27 protein-coding genes are annotated in these 13,219 nt (G+C 67.7%); 25 read left to right on the plus strand and 2 right to left on the minus strand.

What is annotated here, in order from left to right; all coding sequences use genetic code 11:
* Positions 1 to 44: 44 nt before the first annotated feature.
* From IG54_RS0103830 to IG54_RS0103895, 14 genes are all read left to right on the plus strand, one after another.
* Positions 45 to 260 (plus strand): hypothetical protein, encoded by a 216-nt coding sequence (locus tag IG54_RS0103830; RefSeq protein ID WP_030777270.1) that lies wholly within the window; start codon positions 45 to 47, stop codon positions 258 to 260.
* A complete protein-coding gene (locus tag IG54_RS0103835) occupies positions 253 to 513 on the plus strand; it encodes a hypothetical protein (protein ID WP_030777271.1) in 261 nt (86 codons plus the stop codon). The genes IG54_RS0103830 and IG54_RS0103835 overlap by 8 nt, the downstream gene beginning before the upstream one ends.
* Before the next feature lie 148 nt (positions 514 to 661).
* Positions 662 to 916, plus strand: a complete 255-nt coding sequence (locus tag IG54_RS0103840; RefSeq protein WP_030777272.1) for a hypothetical protein — start codon at positions 662 to 664, stop codon at positions 914 to 916.
* Positions 909 to 1,154, plus strand: coding sequence for a hypothetical protein (locus IG54_RS0103845; protein ID WP_030777273.1), 246 nt, complete (start codon positions 909 to 911; stop codon positions 1,152 to 1,154). Before IG54_RS0103840 ends, IG54_RS0103845 begins: the two co-directional genes overlap by 8 nt.
* Positions 1,138 to 1,470: a hypothetical protein gene (locus IG54_RS0103850; protein ID WP_051819247.1), complete on the plus strand. Its 333-nt coding sequence runs from the start codon at positions 1,138 to 1,140 to the stop codon at positions 1,468 to 1,470. Before IG54_RS0103845 ends, IG54_RS0103850 begins: the two co-directional genes overlap by 17 nt.
* Positions 1,467 to 1,985, plus strand: a complete 519-nt coding sequence (locus IG54_RS0103855) for a hypothetical protein (protein ID WP_030777277.1) — start codon at positions 1,467 to 1,469, stop codon at positions 1,983 to 1,985. The genes IG54_RS0103850 and IG54_RS0103855 overlap by 4 nt, the downstream gene beginning before the upstream one ends.
* Positions 1,982 to 2,320 (plus strand): hypothetical protein, encoded by a 339-nt coding sequence (locus IG54_RS0103860; RefSeq protein WP_030777278.1) that lies wholly within the window; start codon positions 1,982 to 1,984, stop codon positions 2,318 to 2,320. Before IG54_RS0103855 ends, IG54_RS0103860 begins: the two co-directional genes overlap by 4 nt.
* Positions 2,321 to 2,329: 9 nt before the next feature.
* Positions 2,330 to 2,485, plus strand: a complete 156-nt coding sequence (locus IG54_RS41855) for a hypothetical protein (RefSeq protein ID WP_158708797.1) — start codon at positions 2,330 to 2,332, stop codon at positions 2,483 to 2,485.
* Positions 2,478 to 2,654, plus strand: a complete 177-nt coding sequence (locus IG54_RS41860) for a hypothetical protein (RefSeq protein WP_158708798.1) — start codon at positions 2,478 to 2,480, stop codon at positions 2,652 to 2,654. Before IG54_RS41855 ends, IG54_RS41860 begins: the two co-directional genes overlap by 8 nt.
* A complete protein-coding gene (locus IG54_RS0103875) occupies positions 2,651 to 2,860 on the plus strand; it encodes a hypothetical protein (RefSeq protein WP_030777280.1) in 210 nt (69 codons plus the stop codon). The genes IG54_RS41860 and IG54_RS0103875 overlap by 4 nt, the downstream gene beginning before the upstream one ends.
* Positions 2,853 to 3,155, plus strand: coding sequence for a hypothetical protein (locus IG54_RS0103880; protein WP_030777282.1), 303 nt, complete (start codon positions 2,853 to 2,855; stop codon positions 3,153 to 3,155). The genes IG54_RS0103875 and IG54_RS0103880 overlap by 8 nt, the downstream gene beginning before the upstream one ends.
* Positions 3,152 to 3,376, plus strand: coding sequence for a hypothetical protein (locus IG54_RS0103885; protein WP_030777287.1), 225 nt, complete (start codon positions 3,152 to 3,154; stop codon positions 3,374 to 3,376). Before IG54_RS0103880 ends, IG54_RS0103885 begins: the two co-directional genes overlap by 4 nt.
* 284 nt (positions 3,377 to 3,660) lie before the next feature.
* Positions 3,661 to 4,107 carry a hypothetical protein gene (locus IG54_RS0103890; RefSeq protein WP_158708799.1) on the plus strand — a complete coding sequence of 149 codons (447 nt, stop codon included), beginning with the start codon at positions 3,661 to 3,663 and terminating at the stop codon, positions 4,105 to 4,107.
* Between the two features lie 183 nt (positions 4,108 to 4,290).
* Positions 4,291 to 4,902 (plus strand): hypothetical protein, encoded by a 612-nt coding sequence (locus IG54_RS0103895; protein WP_158708800.1) that lies wholly within the window; start codon positions 4,291 to 4,293, stop codon positions 4,900 to 4,902.
* 2 nt (positions 4,903 to 4,904) lie between these two features.
* Here IG54_RS0103895 and IG54_RS41865 read toward each other — a convergent pair whose 3' ends face one another.
* Positions 4,905 to 5,387: a hypothetical protein gene (locus tag IG54_RS41865; RefSeq protein ID WP_158708801.1), complete on the minus strand. Its 483-nt coding sequence runs from the start codon at positions 5,385 to 5,387 to the stop codon at positions 4,905 to 4,907.
* On the opposite strand from IG54_RS41865, the gene IG54_RS0103900 reads away from it, so the two are divergent.
* The 11 genes from IG54_RS0103900 (at position 5,343) to IG54_RS0103965 (ending at position 12,673) form a co-directional block, all read left to right on the plus strand.
* On the plus strand, positions 5,343 to 6,338 hold the full coding sequence (locus IG54_RS0103900; RefSeq protein WP_158708802.1) for an AAA family ATPase: 996 nt from the start codon (positions 5,343 to 5,345) through the stop codon (positions 6,336 to 6,338). The two genes, IG54_RS41865 and IG54_RS0103900, sit on opposite strands and share 45 nt — an antisense overlap.
* 301 nt (positions 6,339 to 6,639) lie before the next feature.
* The gene (locus IG54_RS0103905) at positions 6,640 to 7,101 is read left to right on the plus strand and encodes a hypothetical protein (RefSeq protein ID WP_030777302.1); all 462 of its coding nucleotides are present in this window, start codon (positions 6,640 to 6,642) and stop codon (positions 7,099 to 7,101) included.
* A 380-nt stretch (positions 7,102 to 7,481) separates the two neighbouring features.
* Entirely contained in the window at positions 7,482 to 8,210 is a 729-nt protein-coding gene (locus IG54_RS0103915) for a hypothetical protein (RefSeq protein ID WP_030777305.1), read from the plus strand.
* A gap of 34 nt (positions 8,211 to 8,244) precedes the next feature.
* Entirely contained in the window at positions 8,245 to 8,457 is a 213-nt protein-coding gene (locus tag IG54_RS0103920) for a hypothetical protein (protein ID WP_030777307.1), read from the plus strand.
* Positions 8,454 to 8,651, plus strand: a complete 198-nt coding sequence (locus IG54_RS0103925) for a hypothetical protein (protein WP_030777309.1) — start codon at positions 8,454 to 8,456, stop codon at positions 8,649 to 8,651. The genes IG54_RS0103920 and IG54_RS0103925 overlap by 4 nt, the downstream gene beginning before the upstream one ends.
* A complete protein-coding gene (locus IG54_RS0103930) occupies positions 8,648 to 9,010 on the plus strand; it encodes a DUF6221 family protein (RefSeq protein WP_030777311.1) in 363 nt (120 codons plus the stop codon). Before IG54_RS0103925 ends, IG54_RS0103930 begins: the two co-directional genes overlap by 4 nt.
* Positions 9,007 to 9,396 carry a DUF6221 family protein gene (locus IG54_RS39075; RefSeq protein WP_051819248.1) on the plus strand — a complete coding sequence of 130 codons (390 nt, stop codon included), beginning with the start codon at positions 9,007 to 9,009 and terminating at the stop codon, positions 9,394 to 9,396. The genes IG54_RS0103930 and IG54_RS39075 overlap by 4 nt, the downstream gene beginning before the upstream one ends.
* Positions 9,393 to 9,803 carry a hypothetical protein gene (locus tag IG54_RS0103940; protein WP_158708803.1) on the plus strand — a complete coding sequence of 137 codons (411 nt, stop codon included), beginning with the start codon at positions 9,393 to 9,395 and terminating at the stop codon, positions 9,801 to 9,803. The genes IG54_RS39075 and IG54_RS0103940 overlap by 4 nt, the downstream gene beginning before the upstream one ends.
* 13 nt (positions 9,804 to 9,816) lie before the next feature.
* Positions 9,817 to 10,047, plus strand: coding sequence for a hypothetical protein (locus IG54_RS0103945; protein WP_030777318.1), 231 nt, complete (start codon positions 9,817 to 9,819; stop codon positions 10,045 to 10,047).
* 439 nt (positions 10,048 to 10,486) lie between these two features.
* Positions 10,487 to 11,632, plus strand: coding sequence for a transglycosylase family protein (locus IG54_RS43540; RefSeq protein WP_051819249.1), 1,146 nt, complete (start codon positions 10,487 to 10,489; stop codon positions 11,630 to 11,632).
* A 765-nt stretch (positions 11,633 to 12,397) separates the two neighbouring features.
* The gene (locus IG54_RS0103965; RefSeq protein WP_030777328.1) at positions 12,398 to 12,673 is read left to right on the plus strand and encodes a hypothetical protein; all 276 of its coding nucleotides are present in this window, start codon (positions 12,398 to 12,400) and stop codon (positions 12,671 to 12,673) included.
* Here the strand turns inward: IG54_RS0103965 and IG54_RS0103970 are convergent.
* Positions 12,660 to 13,169 (minus strand): hypothetical protein, encoded by a 510-nt coding sequence (locus tag IG54_RS0103970; protein ID WP_158708804.1) that lies wholly within the window; start codon positions 13,167 to 13,169, stop codon positions 12,660 to 12,662. The genes IG54_RS0103965 and IG54_RS0103970 overlap by 14 nt on opposite strands.
* Positions 13,170 to 13,219: the final 50 nt, after the last annotated feature.

Raw genomic sequence — 13,219 nt, forward strand, 5'->3', positions numbered from 1 at the left:
AAGAGCCGCCCCGGCACACAAGCGCAGGCCGGACCGGCCATGCCGTGGCTGCCGCAGCCCTGAAGCAGCGCCCCGGCCAGTGGGGCATCGTCGGAACGTACAAGAGCATCGGGTCGGCCAGCGGCGCAGGGCTGCGCATCAAGCAGGGCATAGCAGCCGCGTACCGGCCCGCCGGGGCCTTCGAAGCGGTCGCCCGCACCGTGCACGGCGAAGCGCGGCTGTACGCAAGGTTCGTGGGGGAGGGGAGGTGCGATGCCTGAGCAGCAGACGCCGAAGCAGTTCGCCCTCGCAGTGATCAATGACGCAAAGAACAACATCAGCCAGCTGGGCACGGTACGCGGCGAAGCGAGCCTGATCACCAGCGTCACCGCACAGGCCCACCTCGCCATCGCCGCCGCCCTGCTGGACATGGGAGAGGCGATACGGGGTGACGGCACCGGAGCTTCGGTGGAGCGGGCCATGGGACGACTGACCGAGGCGCTGCGCGAGGGCACAGGAAGGCGGGAGACATGAGCGCACGGGACGAGCTACGTGACCATCTCGTATCGGGTGTCAACTGGGGAGCCGACGAGCTGATCGACGCTTACGGCGACGAAGTGCGCCGCGAAGTACTGGACGAACAGGCCCCGACGAGCAGGAGACCCTCGAAGAAGCCGCGCTCATGTACCGCAGCCTGCGCGACAGCATCGTGACAACCATGGCCGACCCGAACGACTGGGACGGCGACGGAGACGAGGGATCGATCCTCGGGAATTACGTCGCATGGCTGGCCGCCCGGCACACCGAGATCCAGAAGGCCGACGCCGCCACCGTCCGCGACGCCAAGGTGCGCGAGCCGATCGACGAAGCGGAGCGGTACCTGAACGCGGTGCTCGAAGACGTCGCGGTGAAGATCGAAGGAGGGTCCGATGCTTGAGCGCCTGGACATTCCGATCTTCATTGACGGTTGCTCCGGACACCGCAAGGGACAGCACAAGTTCCGCAACCTCGGCAACTACACCGTTGAGTGCGTGCGCTGCGACACCGCAGGCGCCGTAGTCCCGGCAGACCAGGCGGCAGAGATGCTAGACGACACGGCGAGGCGGTACCTGAACATCACCCCCGAAGACGTGGCGACGGAGATCGAGGGGGGCGGGGATGAGCATCCTCGATGAGATCAAGGCCGAGCGCGCCCGGCAGGACGCCCAGTTCGGCGAGCAGAACCATCCCGACATGGCGGGCGACACGACCACGCAGTGCGAGGCCCGCGAGATGTTCGACGAGTGGGCCGTCAACTACCGCACCATCAACAGCGGCACGCTCGACGCGCGAGACGCGGACCGGCGGCTCGACTGGACGGGGATCCTTCTCGAAGAGGTCTACGAGGCCCTCGCTGAATCCGACCCCGCCAGGATCCGCGCGGAGCTGGTCCAGGTCGCGGCCGTGGCTGCCGCGTGGATCGAGTGCATCGACCGTCGGGAGCGCCCATGAAAGCGGTCACCGCGTTCTGGCGCGACGTCTGGTGGTGCTTGCGCCACCCCGCCGCACCGGCGGACGCCTCGCCCTACCAGCTCGAACGGCGGGTCGTCACGGCGGACGAGGCGGCGGGGCTGGGACTGACGCGCGACGTGGCGCCCCCGCACTGTCCCGAGGGCGGCGAGCCGTACCGCAAGGTGCCCGGCGGGCACTCGTGCACCCACAAGAGCGACTGCGTGTACGTGCACCAGGGGCGGCGCCCCTGCCGGTACTGCGACAACGCGCTGTGCCCCGAGGACTGCCCCGAATGCGGCACGCCTATCCACGACCTGGACGCCGTGCCGCCCGGCGCCACCGTCCCGGTCCCCAGGGACGCGCTGTGGGACCTCGTGGAGGTGGCCAAATGGGTGGCTGCGGAGCGCTGGTCATACGTCAAGCAGGCGCCATACGTGGCGTCCACGGCGAGGGTCGCGCTCGCGGCGCTGGACGATGCGGGGCTTCTGGACCAGATCGGAGAAGGAGATCAATGAGCTACGACATCGCGCTGTACATCGACGTCGATACGGGCGGCCCGGAGCCGAAGCGCTTCTGGCCCGGCGGGCCCGGTAACTACACCTCCAACGTCACGCCCATGTGGGAGAAGGCGCTCGGCTACCCGCTGCGTGACCTCGCGGACAAGCGCGCGGGGGACTGCGTCGCGGACCTGAAGCGGGCTGCGGCCGACATGACCGCGAACCCCCAGACGTACGAGGCCATGAACCCGCCCAACGGGTGGGGCGACTACTCGGGAGCGCTGATGTACCTGCGCGATCTCCGTGACGCGTGCATCGCCTTCCCGGACGCCACCGTCGACATCTGCTGCTGAGGAGGAGACATGATCACGTTCGTGGCAGGACTGGCCCTCGGAGGACTCTCCGGGGGCCTCACCTTTGCGGCCACCGCCGACGGCCAGCTGGCCGCGATCGTCGGGGCCGTCGTCATGGTGCTGTGCTGGGTCGGAGTAGCGGCCGTGGTGGTGCTCGATGACTGACGCACGCCCGGACGACGAAGAGGCCGAAGCCCGCGAGATCTGGCGGCAGCTCGCACAGAAACTCACCGCGCGCGGCTGGTACCTGAGTGTCGGATGCAGCACCGTCCAGATCTGCATCCCGGGCAACGGCGGGGCCGACACGGACCGGTACGTGGAGGTGCTGGGGTGAGCGCCCGTCAGGACATCGCGGCCATGTTCGAGTCACGCCTCAGCGAGGCAGGGCGCCGCCGCCTCCAGGAACTGCTCGACACCTACGCCCACGAGCTGGCCGAGAAGATCCGCAACTCCAGGCGGCTGCGCGACTACACCGACGACCACATGGGCGACTGCCTCGCCGCGGCCGACCTGATCGACCCGGAGGTGAGCGATGACTGACCGCTACCGCGTCGACTGCCTCAACCCCGCATGCCGCTGGGTCGGCTACCGGCGCAACGCCTATGAGTGCGAGTGCTACGACTACCCGTGCCACCCGACCAGTCCGGGCATGGGCTGCCCCAACGGCGCCAGCCTGCGGGCCTCCTGCCCGCGCTGCAAGGGCGACTGGGAGCCGCGCGGGTTGAAGACCTTCGGAGGTCCGGAGTACTTCGTCGCCCGTGCGACCTGGTCCCGGCGAGAGGTCAGCCAGATTTTCGCGGGGCGGGCGAAGCTGCGAAGCGAGGGGAAGCGATGAGCGCCTGGGCAGAGATCGTCTGTGCGGACAGCTCGCCTGAATGGCTGGCCACGTGCAACAAGGGGTTGGCCGAAATCCAGACGGAGCAGCGACGCAAGGACGCCGCGAAGATCCGGAAGCTCAAGGCGGTCGTGGGCCCGGCGGAACTGAAGCCCAGTGCAGTCAAGGAGATCCTGGAATGGGCCGCCCTGGACGTTGACCCGGAGGTGAACGACCGGTGAGGAGCCTCCGCGACTACCGGGACGCACCGTGGAAGCTGTGGCAGGTCCGCTGGTACTGGGTCTGCTCTCACGGCTTCACCCATCACTCGTGGCCCGACTGCCCGGAAACCAGCGCACGGGTGTGGCGCTGCCGCTGGTACGCGCCCGTACTCGTCTGGTCGGACCGCTGGATCGAGCAGCCCCTTCGGCGGCTCTCGTGCAGTCTCGGACGCTGCACGCGGGCGTGCCGGGGACGCGGCGACCACACATGGACCAAGGAAGCCGGGACTCACAGGAGGTGAGCGATGACACCGAAGCGAAGTAAAGATCCAGCCGAAGGCGCATGCCCGCGCTGCCGCAAGGAGATCCCCCTGGTGCACGACGGCCAGGGGGATCTCGTTTTGCAGGAGCACCACTTCGTGACGGACGACCAGGGGTACGGCGTAGTGATATGCCGGGAGAGCGGGAAGCAGCCCGTCGCACTCAAGGACGGCAGCGACTGGGCATGGATCACGCCGGACAAAAAGGCGGTCCGCAGCCACGGCCTCAGCGACCAGCAGTTCGACGAAGCGGTACGCGGCGCCTTCGCGCAGGCCGTGCCCCTACAGGCGCTCAGCGGCACCCCATGCCCCGCCAGGGGCGGCGGGGTGTGCCTGTGCAGCCGCTGGAACTGCGACGGCGCGCATCTGTGTTACTGCGGGCTCTCCTGGACGGACACCCGGCTCCGCACGCAGCCCGGGAGGGAAGAATGACCCGCTGCCCGCGCTGCGGCGCACAGCCCGACGTCATCGTCTCCCGGCGGGGGCCGTGCCTTGCCGGACACGACATGAGCATCTTCTCCCAGAGCGGCGCACGCAGCCGCTGCCCCGGCTCGTTCACGGCAGCCCCCGGCGAAACCGCACCCTGGAGCGCCATACCGCGTCAGGCTCAGGGCCGTGCCCCCGGCTAGGCGCGAGGTGTGCGGGGCAGGCCTGCACGACCTCACCGACCCCGTCAACGTCGGCCTCTACAGGCGCAAGTGCGGCCACACGACGCGCTACTGCCTGCCGTGCAGCCGCCGCAGGAGCCAGGAGCACAGGCGGCGTGAGCGGAAAGCGGCGCCTGAACTTGCGCCGGCCCGGCGGCGGCCACCGCGCAGCGGCGGTCTGGGCATCCTCCAGGCCGTCGCCGACGGTGAGACGGTCAGCGAAGCAGCTGAGCAGCTGGCCCTCACGTGCGACGCCGTCCAGGGCTGCCTGGTGCGGCTGCGCCGCCGCTACGGCGTTGCCAGCACCGCGGCGGCCGTCGCGGCGGCCCTGGCCGCGGGAGACATCAGCCCGGTGAGGGGGCAGCCGCTGCCGCCGCGCAACAACACGACGCGCAATCACACGCGTTCTCTGCTGCGCCTGCTGAGGGGCGAGCGCGGGCCCCGGAGCCACGGCGCCGCGTATGAGCGCATGCTGGACGACCTGTACGCGTTCAGCGAGCCGCACGCCGTGAGCGTCCTGTGGAAGGCCCGGATCATCACCGCTGACGACGTACGTCCTCTACTGGAAGAAGCGGCATGAGATCACCCGTCATTGAATGCAGCACCCGGTGACAGCAACAACAGGAAAGGCGCGTGGCCGTGACGGAGACAGCGGATCAGAACGGCCACGCGCCCGCCTTCCCTTTGATCCTCTACACGCTTGCCGACTACGCGGCCACGCTCGCCCTTGACGACCAGGTCCGCCTTGTCGAACCGCATATACCCCCGCCGCTCCTGCCGGATTTCCTCGGAGTCGTCCAGCGGCGGCGTGAGGAAATCCGGCAGGACGAAGAGCAACGCAAAAGGAAAGGAGCCGCCGAATGGGCTGACGTACTCCAGCAGAGACGCGAAGGCGCGGAAATCGATGCGGCGCGGCAGCGCGAAGCGATGCCCCGCGCCTGGGCACCCATTGATATCGCAGCGGCATGGGACGCCGCTGAAGACGAAACCCGTACGGAAGTCGGCTACCTCTCCGGGGACATGCCCGTCGGGCTGTTCTACCGGGGCAAGCTGAACGGAGTCCACGCCGAGTCGGAGGCGGGCAAGAGCTGGCTGTCCTGCCTTGTCGCCGTCCAGGAGATCACCTCTCGCCACCACGTCGCCTACATCGACTTCGAGGACGACGCGACCTCGATCGTGCGGCGCCTGAAGCTGCTCGGTGCCAGGCGCGAGGACGTAATGGCCTTCTTCCACTACCGCAACCCCACCGGCCCGCTCACGGCCGCGGATGAACAGGGCCTGCAAGAGCTGATCGGCGTCCGGGGCAGCCTTGCCGTCTTCGACGGCATGACCGAGGCCATGTCGCACGAGGGGCTGGACGGCCGGCTGGAGAACGACGTTGCGGCCTGGCACGCGAAGGTGACGAAACCATTCGCCGCGGCGGACTGGTCCGTGGTGGTCCTCGATCATGTACCGCACGGTGAGAAGCGGGCGATCGGCTCCCAGCACAAGCGGTCTGCGCTGACCGGGGTCAGCTACCTGCTGGAGCTGATTAAGCCCATCGGCAAGAACATGAAGGGCAAGAGCCGTCTGCGGGTCGAGAAGGACCGCGGGGCATGGGTACGCGCCCACGCGGTCCCCGGAGCCCGCCCCCAGTGGTTCGCGGACATGGTCATCGACTTCGAGGGCAAGGCGGTGCCGACCGCGAACGTGTGGCCCGCCTGGCCGCACGACGACGCGGAGGCGCGGGGCTTCGAGGACGCACCCCCGCAGAAGCTGTGCGAGGCCGTCACGGGCTTCGTGGCGGGCAACCCGGGGTGCAGCGCGCGGGCGATCCGGCAGGGCGTCACGGGCGCTACGGACCGGATTCTGTGGACGATCGAGTGGCTGACATCGCAGGGACACCTGACGGTGTCGAAGGCGGGCGCGCGGACCGCGCATGATCCGGGACCGGTCCCGTACGAGGCGACCAAGATCGAGGACCACTGTACAGAGGACCGGTCCGTGTTCGTCCAGGACCACCTTACCGGCCAATGAGAGTCGGAATTTTAAATACGACCAGGTCAGAGCCCTTATCTGCACATTTTTCGAGTGGTCCTCGGACCGGTCCCGGACCACTCAGGACCGCTCTTTTAGTGGTCCCGGACCACTCAGGACGTTTGCCCAGGTCAGGACTGGTCTTTAGTGGTCCTCCCCCGTCCGTCCTTTAAGGACGGGGACCACGGACCGGTTCCGGACACGTTGCGAAGATCAAAAGAGGAAGGATCTTGCTACGGCTACGCAGAGTCTTATGGACACAGAAATCAAGATCGCGACTTGCAACCGATGCGGAAGCGTCGTGCTGGCCGCTCAGGTCTCAGGACTGGCCACGGCGGCAGACCCCATCCCGCTGGACGCAGAGAGCTACCGGGCCGCGCTGATCGCCGCCCGCTGGACGTACGACGTCATCACCCAGGCCGGGCGGCCCTGGAGGCTGCGACTGCGGACCGCCGCCGTGTCGGCGACGCCGTGCGACATCGTGGCGTCACATGCGTGCGGCGCCCACGGCCAGGACGCCACGGCCGTCACGGAGGTGGGCGTGGCCCCTCCCCGAGCCCGCGGGAGCGCTGTCGGGCACCCGGATGCGCCCTGTGTCTCCGCGACGCCTGCGGCCCGGCCCCGTTCCAGGAGCTGGCCGCACCGCTGCCGGACCTGCCGCCGCCTGATCGAGGACGGCGAGCCGTACATGGCCATCGATCACGACAGCTTCCACTGGGCCGTTCACGACGTGTGCCCCGTGCGCGCTTCTGACGCCTCGTAGGCCGCACGCCGGCCCCCGGGCGGTCCTGAACCCTTCAGCGGCCTCCCGGGGCCGCTCCGTCATGATCAGGAAGAGGAACAATGCTGGACGTCTGGAAACTGATCGAACTCCTGCACTCCTCACGGCATCCGTCACAGGTGAGGGTGACGGTCACTCAGTGCCCGTTCCACGACCCCAGGGCGTTCGAGGCAGAGGCCCGCCGCATCACCCGGCTGGCGCGGCTCGGTATTGGCAGGCGCTCATGATCTGCAAGCACTGCGCATGGGCGGCCGACTACCCCGTCGCCGCACGGGAGTTCCCCGAGCAGGGCCATGCGGCCTGCCCAGGCTGCGACTGCCAGCACGGCGCCAGCAGGCCGCACGACTACGCGGGCGGTACTGATGGCGAGTGATCCCGAGTTCATCGCCGATCTCGTTCGCCAGCTCGTCAGCGGCTGGGAGGAGCGGATCGAGTACCGGGTGCCGATCACACAGCATGTGACGCTGTGCCAGGTATGGAGATCGGCTATGCCGCCCGGCAGGCGCAGACACCATGAATGCAAATGCCCTGCTGATGTCGAGGCGCGAGCCCGGACCCTGCAATTGCCCAGCCTGATCGTCCAGTTGCAGGAAGCCGTCACCGAGCCGGTATCGAAAGCGGGCGGTGACGGCATAGGGGCCATTGACAAGCCGCACTCCAATCCGCCTGGGAATGGTGAGGCGCTGGCGCTGCTGCTGACCATTAGGACCGATGCCCATAATCATTACGACACCCTTCGCGCGGTGCTCTATCCCGACCATGGCGAGCGGAAAGGCGTCACCGTGCTCAGTGCGCTGCGGGCGTTGCCTGACTGGTGCGCGATGGCGGGCGAAGCCGGGCACGACGATCTCGTCTACGGGATCAAGGAGGACTTGCGCAAGCGCGTCCGCACGGCGCGGATCATCCTCGGCTACGACTCGCCGATGGCGATGCTGGCCGATGTCCTGTGCGGCAACTGCAACGGCGCCCTGATCGTTGCCGGTGATGCGTCAACAGACGTGCGCTGCATCGGGACACCGGAAACGGCGCCGTGCGGTACGAAGTACATGCGATGGGACTGGATCAAGCTGCTGGAAGGTGAGGGTGCGTGATGGAGCCGATACATATGGCAGAGGGCGATACGCCATGCGTGATGAGTACAAGTACAACGCGGGCGGCACGGGTGTTCACGAGGGTCTCGTGCAGGCGGTCCTTGAAGCGTGGTCACGGGTCAGCCCCACTGGCGAACCGTCGACGCTGCGCTCGGTGGGGGATGGCTATATGAACTCTGTCGACAACATCGCCCGGATCGCCGCTGTGGCGGTCGCGGAGGCCATCGACTACCTGGAGGACCGATGACACAGACGATCAAGCACGCGGCGGCAGGCAAGGTCATGACCCTGGACGAGATCGAGGCCTTCTGCCGCCAGGCCCGCGCGGCCGGGGCCTCGGGTGCGGATTCGCCGAAGGTGCGGATCACCTTCGGCGGGCAGCTCCGGAGCATGGAGATCACCGTGGACGGTGGGCGGGCAGTGAAGGACGGGGCGCAGTGACCGCCGACCTGCCTGTGTTCCTGCGGGCGCGGTTGATGGAGGACCAGGAGATTGCGGCAGATGCTGCGGTTGCAGGCTGGGACCGCGACGCCGTGGACGAAGGGAATCCCGTGGCGCGGCACGTTGTGCGGCACGGCCCTGCGCGCGTGCTGGCCGATGCTGCGGCCAGGCGGCGGCTCGTTGACATGATCTTGGCATACGAGGCGAAGATCGACGGCGAGTGGGGCTGCCTTCACGGCGCCAAGGAGATCGAAGAGGGCCGGTGCCCGGAGACGAACCCCGACGAGATCGAGGCGCTGCGCCTGCTTGCCGTGGCGTACGACGGCCATCCCGACTACCGCGAGGAGTGGCGCCCGTGACCGCCGACCTGATTGCATTCCTGCGGGCGCGGCTCGATGAGGACGTGGCGGTGATCGTGGCACCGGAGACTTGGACCGCCTTCGAGGAGAACGAGCGGACCGGCACCCGCCGGGTGGACGTCGATCACTCGATCGAGCGCGTCGTCGCGTGTACGCGTTCTTGGCGCGGAGATCACATCGCCCGCCATGATCCGGCCCGCGTCCTCAAGGAGATCGAGGCGAAGCGCCAGATCATCGCGCGGTACGAGGATCAGGCCGCGCTGCTTGCGAATCACATGGGCGGGATCCTCACGAAGTACCTCGTGCAGGAGCTTCTCGAAGTAGTCCGAGCGCTCGCCCTGTCGGATGACGACCACCCGGATTACAAGGAGTCGTGGCGCCCGTGAGCGATGACGGGTGGACTGTCGAGGTGCTGCGGGCCCATGTCGGGGCGATCTTCGAGGAGCGGGACAAGCGCTACGACCAGCGCTTCAACGATCTCGACATGGCGACGAAGGCGGCGCTGGCCGCGTCCGAGAAGGCCGTCAACAAGGCAGAGAACGCCATGGAGCGGCGCTTCGAAGGCGTCAACGAATTCCGCAGCACGCTCTCCGACCAGGCGTCGCAGTTCATGACACGCCTGGAGGCCGTGGCTGCGATCGAGCGCAACTCGGAGCGCATTCAGGAGCTGACGGACCGTCTCAACCGCTCCGAGGGCAAGGGCGCAGGCCTCAACGCCGGTTGGGCCTACCTGATTGCAGGGGTCACGGTGATCGCTGCCGTGGTCGGGATCATCCTGGGCGTGACCAGATGAGAGGAGTGGGGTTGTGGGTGACCCGGATTACATCGTCATCCGTCCTGCGGAAGACCTGCCTGGCGCTGTGCCGCCGCGCTTGAACGGCTGGTGGTATGACCGGGCGTCCTTCCCTGAGGCGGCGCCCGGGGCGGGATATGACGCTGTTGCGCGCTATGGCGGCTACGTGGCCGTAGCGACTGGTCGCTTCGAGGTCCGCGACTACGACGGCGCGGTAGCTGAGATCTTCGAGATCCGCCCGTGATCCTCGCCGACACCGAGGCTGCCTGCCTGCACTGGGGCATCTCGCGCCGCCTGCTGTTCCGGTGGGCCGCAGAGGGCCGTCTGGTCCGCTACGGCACCGCCGGGCGCCGCCTGTGGGACCTGGAGGCAATGCCTCCGCGCAAGCCCGGAGAGCCCTTGACGGAGCCGCCGCCGAAACGCCCGTGAAAGGGGGTGATTGCCATGTAGCGTTTCCACGTGCACTATTGACCCGTACCAGGTATGCCGCGAGGCAGCCTGGCCAGACGTTAAGGCCCGCCGCGAGCGGGCCTTTTTGCTGCGCAAGCCGCTGAACGGCAGCGCCAGTCACGACCCGCGCCATGCGCGGTTACAGCGGCCCCGTCGCGGGCCGCTTCCTCATGCCCGCACCTGGCGGGTGGCCTGAGCGGGGCAGGCCCAACTCCCATCGGAGATCAGCTCATATGGGGCACGACCACAACAAGCACCGCAAGATCAAGGGCGGCGCCCAGACCCAGCGCGCCCTGGCCACGACGGGCATCACTGCTCTCGTGGGAACCGGCATGGCGATGACCGGGGCAGGCACGGCAGATGCCGCCCCGGTCGGCGTATGGGACAAGGTCGCTGCGTGCGAGTCCGGCAACCGCTGGAACATCAACACCGGCAACGGGTACTACGGCGGGCTTCAGTTCAGCGCGTCGACCTGGCGCGGCTACGGCGGGGCGAAGTACGCATCCCGTGCCGATCTCGCGACCAAGGCACAGCAGATCCAGATAGCCGAGAAGGTGCTCAAGGGGCAGGGCCCCGGAGCGTGGCCCGTGTGCGGTAAGCGGGCCGGCCTCACCCGGGGCGGCCCTGCTCCTGCGGCGCCGAAGGCAGCCGCGCCCAAGGCGGCGCCCGCCGCGCCGAAGGCGGCCGTCAGCGGCACCGCGGCGAAGGCTGTCGCGTACGCCCTGGCGCAGCGCGGCAAGCCGTACATCTGGGGCGCCACCGGGCCCAACGCGTATGACTGTTCCGGCCTGGTGCAGGCGGCTTGGCGAATTGCGGGCGTCTCGATCCCGCGTACGTCTCAGGCGCAGCTGGCCGGACTGAAACGGGTCTCACCGTCACAGGTACGGCCCGGCGATCTGGTGATCTACCGGGGCGGCGCTCACGTCGCTATGTACATTGGCGGCGGCAAGATCGTCGAGGCGTCGAAGCCCGGCACCTCCATCCGCACTGCGTCCTGGCGCAGCGGCTGGTACGCCAGCGCCTTCACCGCCGTCGTACGGCCCGCTGGCTCGACAGCAGGGGGGCCTGCGGACACGGCCGCCCCTGCCATGCCGAAGGCCAAGGGGCCCGCCATGAACAAGGGCGAGCCCGCCAATCCGAGGGCAGCGGCCAAGGCCAAGGGTGCCGAGCAGCACAGGGCTGCACCCCGCACGGGCAGGTTCCCTGCCACGTGGGACGGCAAGGCGTACAAGGTCAGGAGCGGTGACTACCTGTCACGCATAGCCGCGCAGCACAACATCAGCGGCGGATGGCACGCACTGTACGCAGGCAACCGCAAGACCGTCGGCAGCAACCCGCACCTGATCCATCCCGGCCAGACCCTGCGTTTGTCCAGCTAGATTCATCTCGCTTGTGCTGCCTGCTGTGCTGTCACCGGCACGGTGTGCCCCCGAACTTGGAGGAGCGCCGTGCCGGTGACCAGATGTGCTGGCCGTAGTGGCAGCCGATGGCGTGATGCAGTCGCACTGCTGCGTCGTGAGTCAGTGCCGATCTGTCACCTGTGTGGTCAGTCGATCGACATGACACTGCACTACCTTGATCCGATGGCATGGCAAGCGGATCACGATCCCTCGATCGCCGTACTGCTCGCGCGCGGTGATGACCCCGATGATGTGCAGTGGCTCAGGCCCTCGCACCGTCTCTGTAACCAGCGCAAAGGATCAGGCGCGGCCAAGCGTCCGTTGATCGCTTCCAAGCGGTGGTGATGATCTCCCGCTGTGGTCTGAATGGAACCCTGCATAGATCATTATTCAGGATCCATTCACTGCCCTGATCATTACGACTGATCGTTACGGCGGATCAAGCGACAGGGATCAGTGCAGGTCAGAGGCTTGCCGTCGGGCCCGATATTCCGAGGCCATAGGGGGGTGGGGTGCATCCGTGAGGGATTCTCCCGGTGACCCCAAATGCCCTTATGTCCGCAATAACCCTCTGACGGATCTTGCGCTAGTGATCATTTCGCAGGGTTGAATAACCCCAGGCCAGAGGCGTGATCATCCATTCAGGATCCATTCAGGCCCTTCGCACTCAGTCCTAATCCACCGAACCCCTGCTGCGTGATTCAGCGCGTGGGTCGGGTCACGTAGATCTACTGGGAGGTGATCATGGCCACCTCTGCCTGGGAGAAGGACCCGGAGGCCACGCTCGACTGGGTATGGGACTGGTCGGACTGGCTCGAACCCGGAGAGACGATCACGACGTCGGCCATGACCGTATCGGCCGGCCTGACGCTCGACAGCGACGCGCACAGCGTGACCAGTGCCACGGCCTGGCTTTCCGGTGGCACACCCGGCACCCCCTATCAGGTGACCAACCGGATCATCACAAGCGCCGGCCGCATCGACGACCGCAGCATCACGATCCGGGTCAAGAACCGGTAGTGCCGTAGTGCTGCCACCCGTCGGGCACCCAGTCGCCTGCCTGGCGCGTCCGCCCGGCAGGGTTCAGACGGCCGGCCCACCGCATCAGCTCCTGCCACGCCGCGTCAGCCTCGCGGGACCAGGCGGCGCCTGCTTGCTCCACTACGTCCAGTGCCGCCGCCGTGCGCTGCTGGATGGCGCTGAGCTGGTCGTGCGTGCCCGTGGGCAACAAGTCCGCATGGCCGCCCATCTTTGTGTGCAGGTGCTCGAAGCAGCGCGTCAGGTGCTCTCGCATCGCCGTGATGTTGTCCGGTGAGGGGTGCGGCGGGACGCATGAGGCAAGCAACTGGCCGGATGCCAGCGCCTGCCACCAGTGCGCTTCACGGAACAACAAGCTGCGCTGGTGGTCGGGCAGCCTGCTGTACGGAGGGGGCGGATACTCCCCTCTGGCCTTCGCATCGGCGCGGGCCTGGGTCACCCAGCGCTTCACCAGCTGCTTGACGTCGTCTGTGATCACGGGCCGCACGGAGCCTCCTGCCGTTGACCGGGCACTTGTCACAGGCTGCC

The organism is Streptomyces sp. NRRL S-920 (assembly GCF_000717945.1).
GTDB classification, from domain to species: Bacteria; Actinomycetota; Actinomycetes; order Streptomycetales; family Streptomycetaceae; genus Streptomyces; species Streptomyces alboniger.